Genomic DNA, 16,521 nt, shown 5'->3' on the forward strand with positions numbered 1-16,521 from the left:
AACGACAATAACAATACAGAACAACGGGAGTCCTGCAGCCTGGGGGACCCAAGGGTACGCAGAGATCCTGAATCCATGCACGAGACATGAAAAAACTATTCGTAGCGTTCGCAGTCGCGTTCGGCCTGCACTTCAGTGCCCAGGCCGGTCTGGCGGAGGGGGCGAGCGCATATAACGCCCGCAACTATGCGCTGGCGCTGAAGGAGATCAGTCCGCTTGCCAAGGCTGGCAACGCGGACGCCCAGCATTTGCTGGGCCTGATGTATTACATGGGCCGCGGCGTCACGCGCGACTACAAGCAGGCCTTCAGCTGGCACCACAAGGCCGCGCTGCAGGGCAAGGCCGCCGCGCAATACGTGGTCGGCGCCATGTACTACACCGGCAACGCGGTGCCGCAAGATCAGAAGCACGCGGTGACCTGGTTCCGCAAGGCGGCGGAGCAGGGCCATCCCGAGGCCCAGCACGCGCTGGGACTGATGTACCGCTACCACCAGGCCGGCATGCCGCAGGACATGGTGCTGGCCTACATGCTGTGGAACCTGGCGGCGGCCAGCGGCAACCGCAACGCGGTCGACCAGCGCGCGGCGATCTCGCGCCAGATGACCCAGGAGCAGATCGAGGAGGCCCAGGCCTTGTCGCGCACCTGGAAGGCGGGCACGCCCTTGCCGTCCACCTCGCGCACGGGCGGCGTCCATTGAGGCCGCTGCGGCGCCCGGTGGCGGCAGCGACCGTGCTCGCGCCCTGAAGGGACGGGCGTGGGCCTCGACCTCCTGAAGTACCTCCTCATCGCGATCGGTGGCGCGCTGGCCTGCGCCTGCCTGTTGCTGCAGTACGCGGTCGGCGTCCTGACCGAGGCCAAGGCCCTGCACGGCTCGCCGGGGGAGAAGAGGGCGGCCTACGCGATGCGGATCGGCGCCGCCGTCGCCGCCTATGCCGTCGTGATCGTCATCGCCCGCCTGTTCGCATCCTCGACCGCGCAGACCACGCCCGAGGCGCTGGTCCTGATCGCGGCCGGAGTGCTGACCCTGGTCGCCGGCGGCCGGCGGCTCAGGCGCTGGAAGGAAGGACGGGCGCCGTCGCGGCGCTGAACCGGTGGCCCCTGTGCGCGCGGCTGGCCACGCGTTGCCAGACTGCTAATTCGGGCCGCCTGGCCTGTCGGTTCGGCCGCCGCTCCGGTATCATGCCGGGATGAATCAAGATTCCTTCCAACCCTTCGTCATTGGCGTGGCCGGCGGCAGCGGCAGCGGCAAGTCGACCGTGACCCAGCAGGTGCTGGCTTCCTTCGGCGCCGAGATGGTCTCGGTCGTGATGCAGGACGATTACTACCGCGACCAGTCCGACCTCACCCCGGAAGTGCGCCGCAAGCAGAACTACGACCACCCACAGGCCTTCGACTGGCCGCTGCTGGTCGAGCACGTGCGCGCCCTGCGCCAGGGCGAGACCATCGCCATGCCGGTCTACGATTTCACCATCGACAACCGTTCCGACCGCACCATCGCCGTGAAACCCGCCCCGGTGATCGTGATCGAGGGCCTGTTCGCCCTCTACGACGCCGACCTGCGCAAGATGATGTCGCTGAAGATCTTCGTCGACACCGCGCCTGACGTGCGCTTCATCCGCCGCATGCAAAGGGATATCGCCGAGCGCGGCCGCTCGATGGAGAGCATCGTGAACCAGTACATGGAGACCGTGCGTCCCATGCACAAGCAGTTCATCGAACCGACCAAGCGCCACGCCGACGTGATCCTGCCGCACGGCGCCAACGGCCCGGCGGTCGACGTCATCACCACCAAGGTGGCCAGCGTCATCGGCCAGCTCAAGCGCCCCTGAGCCCGCGCGGGCGTGGCCCCGTGTTCCCCTTGCCGACGCGCCGTAGCGCGGCCGGGGTGCTGTTGCATTCATGTCAATGTTCCTGCGGTCCAGGGCGACGCCGCGCTGCTGCCTGCCGTACAATTGCGCTTTTTTCAATACGGAGCATCCCATGCGCGCCATCGAGATCACGCAGCCCGGCAAGCCCGAGGTACTCCAGCTGTGCGAACGCCCGCTGCCGGAACTCAAGCCCGGCGAAGTCCTGATCAAGGTCCACGCCGCCGGGGTCAACCGTCCCGACGTGCTGCAGCGCCTCGGCCACTATCCGGTGCCGCCGGGCGCCTCCGACCTGCCGGGCCTGGAAGTGGCCGGCGAGATCGTCGACGGCGACCTGGGCGACAGCGGCTTCGCCAAGGGCGACCTGGTGTGCGCCCTGGTGCAGGGCGGCGGCTACGCCGAGTACTGCGCGGCCCCGGCCGAACAATGCCTGCCCCTGCCGCCCGGCCTCACGCCGCTGGAAGCGGCGAGCCTGCCCGAAACCTATTTCACGGTCTGGAGCAATGTCTTCGACCGCGCCCGGCTGGCCGAGGGCGAGACCCTGCTGGTACAGGGCGGCAGCTCGGGCATCGGCGTGACCGCCATCCAGCTCGCCACCGCCCTGGGCCACCGCGTGTTCGCCACCGCCGGCTCGGATGAGAAATGCCGCGCCTGCGAGGAACTCGGGGCCGAGCGCGGGATCAATTACCGTAGCGAAGACTTCGTCGCCGTGGTCAAGGAGCTGACCGGGGGGCGCGGCGTCGACGTGGTGCTCGACATGGTCGCCGGCGACTACGTGACACGCGAACTGAGCTGCCTGGCGGACGACGGCCGCATCGCCGTGATCGCGCTGCTGGGTGGCGCCAAAGCCACAGTCGACATGGGCCAGGTGCTGCGCCGCCGCCTCACCATCACCGGCTCGACCCTGCGCCCGCGCCCGGTGGCCTTCAAGGCCGCCATCGCGCGTCAGTTGCGCGAACGGGTCTGGCCGCTGTTCGGCGAGGGCAAGCTCAAGCCGGTGATCTACCGCAGCTTCCCGCTGGAACAGGCCGCCGAGGCGCATGCGCTGATGGAATCGAGCGCACACGTGGGCAAGATTGTGCTGCAGCTTGTGTGATCCACAAGGGCAGCGGGGGAGGCGGATCGGGCGGGTCATGAGCTCAGCCATTGTTTGACCGCCTCATTATCGACCGCTAGAATAGCGGGTTACTTCACCATGGGGTACTATGCGTCCCAAACTCGTCGTAGGTAATTGGAAGATGAACGGCAGCCGCGAATTCACCGCGTCGCTGCTGTCCGGTATTCTCGAAGGCCTCGACGGCAACGCCGCCGCTTGCGCGGTCTGCGTGCCGTTTCCCTATCTGTACCAGTGCGAACAGCTGCTCGCGGGCAGCGCCATCGCCTGGGGCGCCCAGGACGTGTCCTGCCAGCCGTCCGGCGCCTACACCGGCGAGGTGTGCGCCGCGATGCTGGCCGAGTTCGGCTGCCGCTACGTCATCGTCGGCCACTCCGAGCGCCGCGCCTATCACGGCGAGTCGAACGAGCTGGTGGCGCGCAAGGCCGGGGCGGTGCTGGCCGCCGGCCTGACCCCCATCGTGTGCGTGGGCGAGACCCTGGCCCAGCGCGAAGCGGGCGAGACCGCGGCCGTGGTCGGCGCCCAGCTCGACGCCGTGCTGGAACTGCTGGGCAAGGACGCCGTCGGCCGCTTCGTGCTGTCCTACGAGCCGGTATGGGCGATCGGCAGCGGCAAGACCGCCACCCCGGCCATGGCCCAGGAAGTGCACGCCCAGTTGCGCGCCCAGCTGCGCGCCTGCAACGCGGAGGGCGCCGAGAAGGTGCAGATCCTTTACGGCGGCAGCATGAAGCCGGAGAATGCCGGGGACCTGATGGCCCAGCCGGACATCGATGGCGGCCTGATCGGCGGCGCGGCGCTGAAGGCGGCAGACTTCCTCGGTATCATCCGCGCGGCAGGACCAAGAATTTAAAACGCTGTTAAACCTTGAAATGGAATTGCAATGAACACCTTGTTCAACTTGATTATCGTCGTGCAGGTTATCTCCGCCCTGGCCATCATCGGCCTCGTCCTGGTCCAGCACGGTAAGGGCGCCGACATGGGCGCAGCCTTCGGCTCGGGCGCCTCGGGCAGCCTGTTCGGCGCATCGGGTTCGTCGAACTTCCTGTCGAAGTCGACCGCGGTGGCCGCTGCAATCTTCTTCGCCTCGACCCTGGCCCTGGCCTATGTCGGCAACAGCCGCAGCACCGGTCCGGACGAAGGCGTGATGGGCCGCGTGACGGTGCCCTCGAGCCAGGCCCCGGCCACCGGCATCCCGGCCACCACCCCGGCGGCGCCGGCCGCTCCGGCCGCCGACGTGCCGACCCTGCCGGCCACCCAGGCCGCGCCGGCCCCGGTTCCGGCTGCACCGGCACCGGCCGCTCCGGCCCAGGCTGCTCCCGCAACGCCGGCCCCGGCCGCCCCGGCTCCGGCAACGAAGTAATCCTCCCGGGTCGGCCTGGCCGGCCCCGCGCTTGACCCGTGTCTGCAGCGCCGCCAGGCGTGGCAGCTCAACATCAAGTTCGTGAATGGAGAGGTGTCCTGAGCATCTCTTCGCAAATAGCTGTAGAATAACGCCTCGCAGGGCGACCCTGCCTGCCGAGGCGTTCAAACCCACCGCTTTTCGAGCCCATCAGCTCCGTCGTCATGCTCATGTAAGCTTTGGATGAGCATGATTTCAAAGTTGAACAATTGCGAAATTTCCTTGTGATACCGCAATTTGTGCATTGAAATAAAGTGGTAAGGCAGGGTAAAATACTGGTCTCCAGCCGACGTGGTGAAATTGGTAGACACGCTATCTTGAGGGGGTAGTGGCGCAAGCTGTGCGAGTTCGAGTCTCGCCGTCGGCACCAAGATACAGAAAGCCAGCAAGGGCACAAGAGCATTGCTCCTGCCTGAGCTGGCTTTTTTACGAGGATCAGTCGTACGGTCCTGGTGGCAGGCTTCATGCCAGGTTCGCGCGATTCGGCGCTGCAGCCCTGCAGTGTTTCTTTAACCGATCGTTCAAATAGGCTTCATCGTGAACCTCGAAAACTATTTCCCCGTTCTTCTCTTTATCCTGATTGGCGTCGGCGTTGGTGTCGCTCCGCAGGTGCTCGGCCGTCTGCTCGGTCCGCACCGCCCGGATGCCGCCAAGCTGTCCCCGTATGAATGCGGCTTCGAAGCCTTCGAAGACGCACGCATGAAGTTCGACGTCCGGTACTACCTGGTCGCGATCCTGTTTATTTTGTTTGATCTGGAAACGGCATTCTTCTTCCCATGGGGCGTCTCGATGCGCGAACTGGGCTGGGCCGGCTTCGTGACGATGATGGTGTTCATCGCCGAATTCATCGTCGGGTTCTGGTACATCTGGAAGAAAGGTGCCCTTGATTGGGAATAAGCCATGGCAATTGAAGGCGTATTAAACGAAGGTTTCATTACCACCACAGCCGATAAGCTGATCAACTGGGCGCGCACCGGGTCGATGTTCCCGATGACGTTCGGTCTGGCATGCTGCGCGGTCGAGATGATGCATGTGGGCGCTGCCCGCTACGATCTCGACCGCTTTGGCATTGTGTTCCGCCCATCGCCGCGCCAGTCCGACGTCATGATCGTCGCCGGCACGCTGTGCAACAAGATGGCCCCCGCCCTGCGCAAGGTGTACGACCAGATGGCCGAACCGCGCTGGGTGATTTCGATGGGTTCCTGCGCCAACGGCGGCGGCTACTACCACTACTCGTACTCGGTGGTGCGCGGCTGCGACCGCATCGTGCCGGTCGACGTCTACGTGCCGGGCTGCCCGCCGACCGCGGAAGCGCTCCTGTACGGCATCATGCAGCTGCAAAACAAGATCAAGCGCACCAACACCATCGCGCGCTAAGCATAAAACGGTGTACTCCATGACGACAAAACTCGAGACCCTCCAACTCGCCCTGCGCAACGCGCTGGGCGAGGGCGCCACGATCACCTCGGCGCTGGGCGAAGTAACGGTGGTGGTGAAGGCGGCCGACTATCTCCAGGCCATGCAGACCCTGCGCGACGACGCGGCGCTGCGCTTCGAAGAACTGATCGACCTCTGCGGCGTCGACTACTCGCAATACGGCGAGGGCACCTGGGAAGGCCCGCGTTTCGCGGTCACCACCCACCTGCTGTCGATCGAGCACAACTGGCGCGTGCGCGTGCGCGTGTTCTGCCCGGACGACGAGATGCCCCTGGTGGAATCGGTCACCGGTATCTGGCGCGCCGCCAACTGGTACGAGCGCGAAGCCTTCGACCTGTACGGCATCCTGTTCGACGGCCACGGCGACCTGCGCCGCATCCTGACCGACTACGGCTTCATCGGCCACCCGTTCCGCAAGGACTTCCCGATCTCGGGCTATGTCGAAATGCGCTACGACCCCGAACAGAAACGCGTCATCTACCAACCCGTGACGATCGAGCCGCGCGAAAACATCCCGCGCGTGATCCGCGAAGAAACCTACGGGACGTCGAAATAATGGCTGAGCTTAAGAATTACACCCTGAACTTTGGTCCGCAGCACCCGGCAGCGCACGGCGTGCTGCGCCTCGTGCTGGAACTCGACGGCGAGGTGATCCAGCGCGCCGACCCGCACATCGGCCTGCTGCACCGCGCGACCGAGAAGCTGGCCGAAACCCGCACCTACCTGCAGTCGGTTCCCTACATGGACCGCCTGGACTACGTCTCGATGATGTGCAACGAGCACGGCTACGTGCTCGCGGTCGAAAAGCTGCTGGGCATCGAAGCCCCGGTGCGCGCGCAGTACATCCGCGTGATGTTCGACGAGATCACCCGTATCCTGAACCACCTGATGTGGCTGGGCGCGCACGCGCTGGACATCGGCGCCATGGGTCCCTTCCTGTACGCCTTCCGCGACCGCGAAGACCTGTTCGACGTCTATGAGGCGGTGTCGGGCGCGCGCATGCACGCGGCCTACTACCGCCCGGGCGGCGTCTACCGCGACCTGCCGGACCGCATGCCCCAGCACAAGGAATCGCCGATCCGCTCGAAGAAGGCGATCGACGAGCTGAACGAACACCGCCAGGGTTCGGTGCTGGACTTCATCGAGGCCTTCACCAAGCGCTTCGACGGCTACGTGGACGAGTACGAGACCCTGCTGACCGACAACCGTATCTGGAAGCAGCGCACGGTCGGCATCGGCGTGGTGTCGCCGGAAGCGGCCAAGGCCATGGGCTTCACCGGCGCCATGCTGCGCGGCTCGGGCATCGCCTGGGACCTGCGCAAGCACCAGCCGTATGCGGTCTACGACAAGATGGAATTCGACATCCCGGTCGGCACCAACGGCGACTCCTACGACCGCTACCTGGTGCGCATCGAAGAACTGCGCCAGTCGAACCGCATCATCAAGCAGTGCGTGGCCTGGCTGCGCGCGAACCAGGGTCCGGTGATGATCGACAACCACAAGATCGCGCCGCCGAGCCGCATGGACATGAAGTCCAACATGGAATCGCTGATCCACCACTTCAAGCTGTTCACCGAAGGCTTCCACGTGCCGGAAGGCGAAGCCTATGCGGCCGTGGAGCACCCGAAGGGCGAGTTCGGCATCTACATCGTCTCCGACGGCGCCAACAAGCCGTACCGCCTGAAGATCCGTACCCCGGACTACGCGCACCTGCAAAGCCTCGACGAGATGGCCCGTGGCCACATGATCGCCGACGCCGTGACCATCATCGGCACCCAGGACATCGTGTTCGGCAGTATCGACAGGTAAGAAGGGCAGGGAAAAGAATATGTTATCGCAGGAATGCTACAAGAAAATCGATCGTGAGCTGGCCAAGTACCCGGCCGATCAACGCCAGTCGGCCGTGATGGCCTCGCTGGCCCATGCCCAGGTCGAACTGGGCTGGCTGTCGCCAGAAACCATGCAGGAAGTCGCCGACTACATCGGCATGCCGGCCATCGCCGTGCAGGAAGTCGCGACCTTCTACAACATGTACAACCTCAAGCCGGTCGGCAAGCACAAGATCACCGTGTGCACCAACCTGCCGTGCGCCCTGTCGGGTGGCGAGCGCGCCGCCCAGCGCCTGAAGGACAAGCTGGGCATCGATTACCGCGACACCACCGCTGACGGCCAGTTCACCCTGATGGAAGGTGAATGCATGGGCGCCTGCGGCGACGCACCGGTCATGCTGGTGAATAACCACCGCATGTGCTCGTTCATGAGCGACGACAAGATCGACGCCCTGGTAGAGGAACTCAAGAAATGACCAGCCTGCACGACCGTCACATCAATCCCCTGATCCTGAAGGATCTGAACGGCGACAACTGGCGCCTGGCCGACTACGTCAAGCGTGGCGGCTATTCGGCGCTGCGCCGCATCCTGGAAGAGAAGATCGCTCCCGAAGCCATCATCGCCGACCTGAAGACCTCGGGCCTGCGCGGCCGCGGCGGCGCCGGCTTCCCGACCGGCCTGAAGTGGAGCTTCATGCCGCGCCAGTTCCCGGGCCAGAAATACCTCGTCTGCAATACCGACGAAGGCGAGCCGGGCACCTTCAAGGACCGCGACATCATCCGCTACAACCCGCACGCGCTGATCGAAGGCATGGCCATCGGCGCCTACGCGATGGGCATCACCGTGGGCTACAACTACATCCACGGCGAGATCTTCCAGGAATACCTGCGCTTCGAAGAGGCGCTGGAAGAGGCGCGCGCCGCCGGCTTCCTGGGCGACAAGATCATGGGCTCGGAGTTCAGCTTCCAGCTGCACGCCCACCACGGCTACGGCGCCTACATCTGCGGCGAGGAAACCGCGCTGCTGGAGTCGCTCGAAGGCAAGAAGGGCCAGCCGCGCTTCAAGCCGCCGTTCCCGGCCTCCTTCGGCCTGTACGGCAAGCCGACCACCATCAACAACACCGAGACCTTCGCGGCCGTCCCCTTCATCCTGAACCTGGGCGCCGAGAACTACATGGCGCTCGGCAAGCCGAACAACGGCGGCACCAAGATCTTCTCGATCTCGGGCGACGTCGAGCGTCCGGGCAACTACGAAGTCCCGCTGGGCACCCCCTTCGCCAAGCTGATGGAGCTGGCCGGCGGTATGCGCGGCGGCAAGAAGATCAAGGCCGTGATCCCGGGCGGCTCGTCGGCGCCGGTGGTGCGCGGCGAGGTCATGATGGACACCGACCTCGACTACGATTCGATCGCCAAGGCCGGCTCCATGCTGGGCTCGGGCGCCGTGATCGTCATGGACGAGACCCGCTGCATGGTCAAGTCGCTGCTGCGCCTGTCGTACTTCTACTACGAAGAATCCTGCGGTCAGTGCACCCCGTGCCGTGAAGGCACCGGCTGGATGTACCGCATGGTCCACCGCATCGAGAACGGCCAGGGTCGTCCGGAAGACATGGACCTGCTGAACAACATCGCCTTCAACATCAAGGGCCGCACCATCTGCGCCCTGGGCGATGCGGCGGCGATGCCGGTCGAAGCGATGATCAAGAACTTCCGCGAGGAATTCGAATATCACATCGAGCACAAGCACTGCCTCGTGCCCGCATACCTTTAAACCAGGTCAGGTAACGATCAAATGGTTGAAATTGAATTAGACGGCAAGAAAGTCGAAGTCCCACCGGGTTCCATGGTGATGGACGCCGCAAACAAACTCGGGACCTATATCCCGCACTTCTGCTATCACAAGAAACTGTCGATCGCGGCCAACTGCCGCATGTGCCTGGTCGAAGTGGAAAAGGCGCCGAAGCCCATGCCTGCCTGCGCGACCCCGGTCTCGCCGGGCATGATCGTGCGCACCCACAGCGACAAGGCGGTGCAGGCGCAGAAGTCGGTGATGGAGTTCCTCCTGATTAACCACCCGCTCGACTGCCCGATCTGCGACCAGGGCGGCGAATGCCAGCTGCAGGACCTCGCGGTCGGCTACGGCAAGGGCGAATCGCGCTACGCCGAAGAGAAGCGCGTGGTGGCCCCGAAAGAGGCCGGCCCGCTGATCTCGATGGAAGAGATGTCGCGCTGCATCCAGTGCACCCGCTGCGTGCGCTTCGGTCAGGAAGTCGCCGGTGTGATGGAGTTCGGCATGGTCGGCCGCGGCGAGCACTCGGAGATCACCACCTTCGTCGGCAAGACCGTCGACTCCGAAGTCTCGGGCAACATGATCGACCTGTGCCCGGTCGGCGCGCTCACCAGCAAGCCGTTCCGCTACTCGGCCCGTCCGTGGGAACTGCAGCGCCGTAAATCGGTGTCGCCGCACGACTCGCTGGGCTCGAACCTGATCGTCCAGGTCAAGGGCGGCAAGGTCATGCGCGTGCTGCCGCTGGAAAACGAAGCCATCAACGAATGCTGGCTGTCGGACAAGGACCGCTTCTCCTACGAAGCCCTGGACAATGCCAACCGCCTGATCAACCCGATGATCAAGCAGGACGGCAAGTGGATCGATACCGACTGGCAGACCGCCCTCGAGTACGTGGCCCACGGCCTGCGCAACATCCGCCACGAACATGGCGCCGATGCCATCGCCGCCGTCGCCACCGCCCACTCGACCCTGGAAGAGCTGCACCTGCTGAACAAGGCTTTCCGCGGCCTGGGTTCGGACAATGTCGAATTCCGCCTGCGCCAGAGCGACTTCGCCCTGGACGGCCAGGTCACCCCGTGGCTGGGCATGCCGATCGCCGCGCTGAGCAAGCTCAAGCGCGCCTTCGTCATCGGTTCCTTCCTGCGCAAGGATCACCCGCTGGTCGCCACCCGCCTGCGCCAGGCAGTGAAGGGCGGCGCCAAGCTGTCCGTCCTGCACGCCGCCGACGACGACCTCCTGATGCCGGTCGCTAACAAGCTGATCGCCGCGCCTGGCGACTGGCTGGCCGCGCTGTCCGAAGTCGTGGTGGCCGTGGCCGCCGCCAAGGGCGTCGCCGCCCCGGCAGGTTTCGAAGGCATCGAGGCGGGCGCCGGCGCCAAGGGCATCGCCGCCGCGCTGGTCGTGACCGGCGATGCTGCGCTGCCGGGCGCCGTCCTGCTGGGCAATGCCGCCGCCAACCACCCGCAAGCCTCCAAGCTGCACGCGGCCGCGCAGTGGATCGCCGAGCAGACCGGTTGCGAGTTCGGCTACCTGGTCGAAGCCGCCAACACCGTGGGCGGTTACGTGGTCGGCGCCACCGGCAAGGGCGAGGCTGTGTTCGCCCAGCCGAAGAAGGCCTATGTGCTGCTGAACGCCGAGCCGGAGCTGGATGCGGGCAACCCGCAGCAAGCCCTGGCGGCCCTGCACGGCGCCGAGATGGTCGTGGCCATGTCCGCCTTCAAGCAGAGCATGGAATACGCCGACGTCCTGCTGCCGATCTCGCCCTTCACCGAGACCTCGGGCACCTTCGTCAACTGCGAAGGCCGCGCACAGAGCTTCAACGCCACCGTGCGTCCGCTGGGCGAGACCCGTCCGGCCTGGAAAGTGCTGCGCGTGCTGGGCAACCTGCTGGGCCTGCAAGGCTTCGACTACGAGACCTCGGAAGCCATCCGCGAAGAAGTGCTGGGCAAGGGCAACACCGACGTCAAGGGCACGCTGAACAACGTCGCCAAGCTGGCGCCGAGCGCGGGCAAGTACGCCGCCGCCGGCCAGCTCGAGCGCATCGCCGACGTGCCGATCTACTTCACCGACGCCCTGGCGCGCCGTTCGGAGCCGCTGCAGCGCACCGCCGACGCCCACGCGCCGCTGGTGAACCTGTCCAAGGCGGTCGCCGAGCAGCTCGGCGTGCAGGCCGGCGACAAGGTCAAGATCACCCAGGGTTCGGGTAGCGCCGTCCTGGTGGCCAACGTGGATGCGCGCCTGCCGTCGAACGCAGTGCGCGTGGCCGCCGGCCACCCGGCCGTCGCCACCCTCGGCGCCATGTTCGGTTCCATCAGTGTTGAAAAAGCAGGGGAGGGCAAGTAATGGCAACGCCCGGTTACATCGATAGTTTTTACGAGTTCGGCGCAGCCAGCCCGATCGCCCCGGTCTGGCCGCTGATCTGGACCGTGCTGAAGATCGTGGTGGTGCTGCTGCCGCTGATGGGCCTGGTTGCCTACCTGACCCTGTGGGAGCGCAAGCTGATCGGCTGGATCCAGATCCGCGTCGGCCCGAACCGCGTCGGCCCCGGCGGCCTGCTGCAGCCGATCGCCGATGCGGTCAAGCTGCTGCTCAAGGAAATCGTGATCCCGGCCAAGGCCAACCGCAGCCTGTTCGTGATCGGTCCGATCATGACCATCATGCCGGCCCTGGCCGCCTGGGCGGTCGTGCCCTTCGGTCCGCAAGCCGCGCTGGCCAACGTCAACGCCGGCCTGCTGTTCCTGATGGCGATCACCTCGATGGAAGTCTACGGCATCATCATCGCCGGCTGGGCTTCGAACTCGAAGTACTCCTTCATGGGCGCGATGCGTGCCTCGGCCCAGATGATCTCCTACGAGATCCCGATCGGCTTCGTGCTGGTGGTGGTGCTGATGGTGACCGGCAGCCTGAACCTGTCCGACATCGTCGCCAGCCAGCAGATGGGCCGCTTCGCCGACATGGGCATCAACTTCATGTCCTGGAACTGGCTGCCGCTGCTGCCGCTGTGCGTGATCTACTTCGTCTCCGGCCTGGCCGAGTGCAACCGCCACCCCTTCGACGTGGTGGAAGGCGAATCGGAAATCGTGGCCGGCCACATGGTCGAGTACTCGGGCATGTCCTATGCGATGTTCATGCTGGCCGAATACGCCAACATGATCCTGATCTCGACCCTGGTGGCGATCCTGTTCCTGGGCGGCTGGTCGGCTCCCTTCGGCTTCCTGGAATTCGGCGCTGTCGGCGGTTTCTTCTGGCTGTTCCTGAAGATGTTCCTGGTCGTCTCGCTGATGATCTGGGTGCGCGGCACCTTCCCGCGCTACCGCTATGACCAGATCATGCGCCTGGGCTGGAAAGTGTTCATCCCGCTGACCCTGATCTGGCTCGTGCTGGTCGCTGTCTGGATGCAGACGCCCTGGAACATCTGGGCTACTCCGTTGAAGTAAGGAAGCAGACAACAAATGAATCGAGTTAAAGAAATCCTCGGCAGCCTGATGCTGTCCGAACTCTTCAAGGGCCTGGCCCTGACCGGTCGCTATGCGCTGTCGCGCAAGATCACGGTCCAGTACCCGGAAGAGAAGACGCCGATGTCGAACCGCTTCCGCGGTCTGCACGCCCTGCGTCGCTACCCCAACGGGGAAGAGCGCTGCATCGCCTGCAAACTGTGCGAAGCGGTGTGCCCGGCGATGGCGATCACGATCGAGTCGGCGCAGCGCGAAGACGGCACCCGCCGCACCACGCGCTACGACATCGACCTGACCAAGTGCATCTTCTGCGGCTTCTGCGAAGAGTCCTGCCCGGTCGATTCGATCGTGGAAACCCACGTGCTGGAATACCACGGCGAGAAACGCGGCGATCTCTACTACACCAAGGAGATGCTGCTGGCCGTGGGCGACCGCTACGAAGCCGACATCGCCGCCGCCCGCGAAGCGGACGCGAAATACCGATAAGAAGAGGCTGTCCTTTCATGGAATTCACAACTTTCCTGTTCTACGCGTTCGCGGCCATCATGGTGCTGGCCAGCCTGCGCGTCATCACCACCAAGAACCCGGTCCACGCCGCGCTGTTCCTGGTGCTGGCCTTCTTCAACGCAGCCGGCATCTGGCTGCTGCTGAAGGCGGAGTTCCTGGCCATCGTGCTGGTGCTGGTCTACGTCGGCGCCGTGATGGTGCTCTTCCTCTTCGTCGTCATGATGCTCGACATTAATATCGACCGCATGCGCGAAGGCTTCTGGGGTTACCTGCCGCTGGCTTCGGGCATCGGCGCCCTGATCGTGCTGGAAATGGCCGCCGTCCTGTACCGCGCCTACAACCAGACCGACCTGTCGGCCGAGGCTGCCGCGCTGAACATCGGCGGCACCAAGGAACTGGGCCTCTTGATCTACACCAAGTACATCTACGGCTTCGAGATCGCGGCCGTGATCCTGCTGGTGGCGATCATCGCCGCAGTCGCCCTGACCCTGCGCAAGCGCAAGGACACCAAAGCCATCGACCCGGGCCTCGCCGTCCGCGTCAAGCGTAACGACCGCCTGCGCATCGTCAAGGTGGAAGCGGTCAACCAGCGCGCCATCGATGCAGCCAATGCCGAGAAGGCAGCGGCGGCAGCAGCGGCGGCAGCCCCGAAGGAGACCCCATGACCTTGTCGCTCGCACACTACCTGATCCTGGGCGCGATCCTGTTCGCGATCTCGGTGATCGGCATCTTCCTGAACCGGAAGAACATCATCATCCTGCTGATGGCCGTCGAACTGATGCTGCTGGCGGTGAACCTGAACTTCGTCGCGTTTTCCCACTACCTGGGCGACGCGGCGGGGCAGATCTTCGTGTTCTTCATTCTGACCGTCGCGGCCGCCGAATCGGCGATCGGCCTGGCGATCCTGGTGGTCCTGTTCCGTAACCTGGACACGATCAATGTGGAAGACCTCGACAGCCTGAAGGGCTGACGGTCTCGGCTGACTAACAATAACGACTAAGGTTCAACAATGGCGGGGCAACTCTCTTCCTCAATGTTACTGGCGGTGCCTCTGGCGCCGCTCGCAGGCTCGGCGATCGCCGGCCTGCTCGGCACCAAGTTTTTGGGCAATGTGGTGGGCCGCAAGGTGTCGCACACGGCGACCATCCTGGGCGTGCTGATCGCGCTGATCATCTCGGTCCAGACCCTGATGGCGGTGCTCGACGGCGCCACCTTCAATGAAGACATCTACACCTGGATGACGGTCGGCACGCTCAAGCTGGCGGTCGGCTTCCAGATCGACACGCTGTCGGCGATGATGATGTGCGTGGTGACCTCGGTCTCCCTGATGGTGCACATCTACACGATCGGCTACATGGCCGAGGACGAAGGCTACAACCGCTTCTTCTCGTACATCTCGCTGTTCACCTTCTCGATGCTGATGCTGGTCATGTCCAACAACTTCCTGCAGCTGTTCTTCGGCTGGGAAGCGGTGGGCCTGGTCTCGTATCTGCTGATCGGTTTCTGGTACACCCGTCCGACCGCGATCTTCGCCAACATGAAGGCCTTCCTGGTCAACCGCGTCGGCGACTTCGGCTTCATCCTGGGCATCGGCCTGCTGCTGGCCGCGTCCGGCTCGATGCAGTACACCGATGTGTTCGCCCAGGCCGACAAGCTGGCCGGCATGAGCGTGCCCGGCATCGGCTGGCCGCTGCTGACCGCCGCCTGCATCTGTCTGTTCATCGGCGCGATGGGTAAATCGGCCCAGTTCCCGCTGCACGTCTGGCTGCCGGACTCGATGGAAGGCCCGACCCCGATCTCGGCCCTGATCCACGCCGCGACCATGGTTACCGCCGGCATCTTCATGGTGTCGCGCATGTCGCCGCTGTTCGAACTGTCGGACGGCGCGCTGTCCTTCATCATCGTGATCGGCTCGATCACCGCGCTGTTCATGGGCTTCCTGGGCATCATCCAGAACGACATCAAGCGCGTGGTCGCGTACTCGACCCTGTCCCAGCTCGGCTACATGACCGTGGCCCTGGGCGCCTCGGCCTACTCGGTGGCCGTGTTCCACCTGATGACCCACGCCTTCTTCAAGGCCCTGCTGTTCCTGGGCGCCGGCTCGGTCATCATCGGCATGCACCACGACCAGGACATGCGCAACATGGGCGGCCTGCGCAAGTACATGCCGATCACCTGGATCACCTCGCTGCTCGGCTCGCTGGCCCTGATCGGCACCCCGCTGTTCTCGGGTTTCTACTCGAAGGACTCGATCATCGAAGCGGTGCACGCGACCAACATCCCGGGCGCGGGCTTCGCCAACTTCGCGGTGCTGGCCGGCGTCTTCGTGACCGCCTTCTACTCCTTCCGCATGTACTTCCTGGTGTTCCACGGGGAAGAGCGCTGGCACCATGCCCATGGCCATGACAGCCACGCGCAAGATGCCCACGACCAGAAGGTCGCGGCCGCCGGCCACGGCGATCCGCACGCCCTGCACGATTCGGACGCCCACCATGAGGAAGAGCACGACGACCACGGCCACCACGGCCTGGCCCCGGGCCAGAAGCCGCACGAGTCGCCCTGGGTGGTGACCCTGCCGCTGATCCTGCTGGCGATCCCCTCGGTGATCATCGGCTACCTGGCGATCGGCCCGATGCTGCACGGCGACTTCTTCAAGGGCGTGATCTTCGTCGGCGAGAACCACCCGGCGATGGCGACCCTGAACGAGGAGTTCCACGGCGCGATGGCGATGGCGATCCACGGCCTGTCGACCGCACCGTTCTGGCTGGCCCTGGCCGGCGTGGCCCTGGCTTACTACTGCTACATGGTGAATCCGCGCGTGCCGGCCTGGTTCTATGCCAAGTTCAAGCCGCTGCACACCCTGCTGGACAACAAGTACTACATGGACAAGTTCAACGAAGTCGTGTTCGCCGGCGGCGCGCGCGCCATCGGTGGCGGCCTGTGGAAAGTGGGCGACCGTGGCCTGATCGACGGCCTGCTCGTCAACGGCAGCGCCAAGCTCGTGGGCTGGTTCTCGACGGTCACCCGTACCTTCCAGACGGGTTACATCTATCACTATGCATTCGTGATGATCGTCGGCGTGCTGGCAACCCTGCTGTACTTCTTCCCGTTCTGGCGCGGTTAATCAC

At 64.7% G+C, this 16,521-nt stretch carries 18 protein-coding genes and 1 tRNA gene; all 19 read left to right on the top strand.

All coding sequences use genetic code 11. The features are described 5' to 3' along the window. Positions 1-86: 86 nt before the first annotated feature. The gene (locus tag B0920_RS01120; RefSeq protein ID WP_078030758.1) at positions 87-698 is read left to right on the top strand and encodes a tetratricopeptide repeat protein; all 612 of its coding nucleotides are present in this window, start codon (positions 87-89) and stop codon (positions 696-698) included. 57 nt (positions 699-755) lie between these two features. Continuing rightward, a complete protein-coding gene (locus tag B0920_RS01125) occupies positions 756-1,088 on the top strand; it encodes a hypothetical protein (RefSeq protein WP_078030759.1) in 333 nt (110 codons plus the stop codon). Between the two features lie 100 nt (positions 1,089-1,188). After that, complete coding sequence (gene udk, locus B0920_RS01130) at positions 1,189-1,830, top strand: uridine kinase (protein ID WP_078030760.1); 642 nt, start codon at positions 1,189-1,191, stop codon at positions 1,828-1,830. Between the two features lie 151 nt (positions 1,831-1,981). Further along, positions 1,982-2,962, top strand: a complete 981-nt coding sequence (locus tag B0920_RS01135) for an NAD(P)H-quinone oxidoreductase (protein ID WP_078030761.1) — start codon at positions 1,982-1,984, stop codon at positions 2,960-2,962. Positions 2,963-3,071: 109 nt separating this feature from the next. Further along, on the top strand, positions 3,072-3,830 hold the full coding sequence (gene tpiA / locus B0920_RS01140) for a triose-phosphate isomerase (protein ID WP_078030762.1): 759 nt from the start codon (positions 3,072-3,074) through the stop codon (positions 3,828-3,830). A 30-nt stretch (positions 3,831-3,860) separates the two neighbouring features. Then, positions 3,861-4,340 carry a preprotein translocase subunit SecG gene (secG, locus tag B0920_RS01145; protein WP_078030763.1) on the top strand — a complete coding sequence of 160 codons (480 nt, stop codon included), beginning with the start codon at positions 3,861-3,863 and terminating at the stop codon, positions 4,338-4,340. Between the two features lie 324 nt (positions 4,341-4,664). Beyond that, positions 4,665-4,749 (top strand) — tRNA-Leu (locus B0920_RS01150). A gap of 167 nt (positions 4,750-4,916) precedes the next feature. Beyond that, on the top strand, positions 4,917-5,276 hold the full coding sequence (locus B0920_RS01155; protein ID WP_078030764.1) for an NADH-quinone oxidoreductase subunit A: 360 nt from the start codon (positions 4,917-4,919) through the stop codon (positions 5,274-5,276). A gap of 3 nt (positions 5,277-5,279) precedes the next feature. After that, positions 5,280-5,756, top strand: coding sequence for an NADH-quinone oxidoreductase subunit B family protein (locus B0920_RS01160; protein ID WP_020654624.1), 477 nt, complete (start codon positions 5,280-5,282; stop codon positions 5,754-5,756). Positions 5,757-5,775: 19 nt separating this feature from the next. After that, complete coding sequence (locus B0920_RS01165) at positions 5,776-6,372, top strand: NADH-quinone oxidoreductase subunit C (RefSeq protein WP_078030765.1); 597 nt, start codon at positions 5,776-5,778, stop codon at positions 6,370-6,372. Then, positions 6,372-7,625 carry an NADH-quinone oxidoreductase subunit D gene (locus B0920_RS01170; RefSeq protein ID WP_078030766.1) on the top strand — a complete coding sequence of 418 codons (1,254 nt, stop codon included), beginning with the start codon at positions 6,372-6,374 and terminating at the stop codon, positions 7,623-7,625. The genes B0920_RS01165 and B0920_RS01170 overlap by 1 nt, the downstream gene beginning before the upstream one ends. 19 nt (positions 7,626-7,644) lie before the next feature. Continuing rightward, the gene (gene nuoE, locus B0920_RS01175; RefSeq protein WP_078030767.1) at positions 7,645-8,121 is read left to right on the top strand and encodes an NADH-quinone oxidoreductase subunit NuoE; all 477 of its coding nucleotides are present in this window, start codon (positions 7,645-7,647) and stop codon (positions 8,119-8,121) included. After that, positions 8,118-9,413, top strand: coding sequence for an NADH-quinone oxidoreductase subunit NuoF (gene nuoF / locus B0920_RS01180; RefSeq protein WP_078030768.1), 1,296 nt, complete (start codon positions 8,118-8,120; stop codon positions 9,411-9,413). The genes nuoE and nuoF overlap by 4 nt, the downstream gene beginning before the upstream one ends. 21 nt (positions 9,414-9,434) lie before the next feature. Then, positions 9,435-11,774, top strand: coding sequence for an NADH-quinone oxidoreductase subunit NuoG (gene nuoG / locus B0920_RS01185; protein WP_078030769.1), 2,340 nt, complete (start codon positions 9,435-9,437; stop codon positions 11,772-11,774). After that, positions 11,774-12,868 (top strand): NADH-quinone oxidoreductase subunit NuoH, encoded by a 1,095-nt coding sequence (nuoH, locus tag B0920_RS01190; RefSeq protein WP_078030770.1) that lies wholly within the window; start codon positions 11,774-11,776, stop codon positions 12,866-12,868. Before nuoG ends, nuoH begins: the two co-directional genes overlap by 1 nt. A 15-nt stretch (positions 12,869-12,883) precedes the next feature. Then, positions 12,884-13,372 (top strand): NADH-quinone oxidoreductase subunit NuoI, encoded by a 489-nt coding sequence (gene nuoI / locus B0920_RS01195; protein ID WP_078030771.1) that lies wholly within the window; start codon positions 12,884-12,886, stop codon positions 13,370-13,372. A gap of 17 nt (positions 13,373-13,389) precedes the next feature. Continuing rightward, positions 13,390-14,058 carry an NADH-quinone oxidoreductase subunit J gene (locus tag B0920_RS01200; protein ID WP_078030772.1) on the top strand — a complete coding sequence of 223 codons (669 nt, stop codon included), beginning with the start codon at positions 13,390-13,392 and terminating at the stop codon, positions 14,056-14,058. Next, positions 14,055-14,363, top strand: a complete 309-nt coding sequence (gene nuoK, locus B0920_RS01205) for an NADH-quinone oxidoreductase subunit NuoK (RefSeq protein ID WP_027863874.1) — start codon at positions 14,055-14,057, stop codon at positions 14,361-14,363. Before B0920_RS01200 ends, nuoK begins: the two co-directional genes overlap by 4 nt. A gap of 39 nt (positions 14,364-14,402) precedes the next feature. Further along, complete coding sequence (gene nuoL / locus B0920_RS01210) at positions 14,403-16,517, top strand: NADH-quinone oxidoreductase subunit L (protein WP_078030773.1); 2,115 nt, start codon at positions 14,403-14,405, stop codon at positions 16,515-16,517. Positions 16,518-16,521 lie beyond the last annotated feature (4 nt).

This window comes from Massilia sp. KIM (genome assembly GCF_002007115.1).
Classification (GTDB): Bacteria; Pseudomonadota; Gammaproteobacteria; order Burkholderiales; family Burkholderiaceae_D; genus Telluria.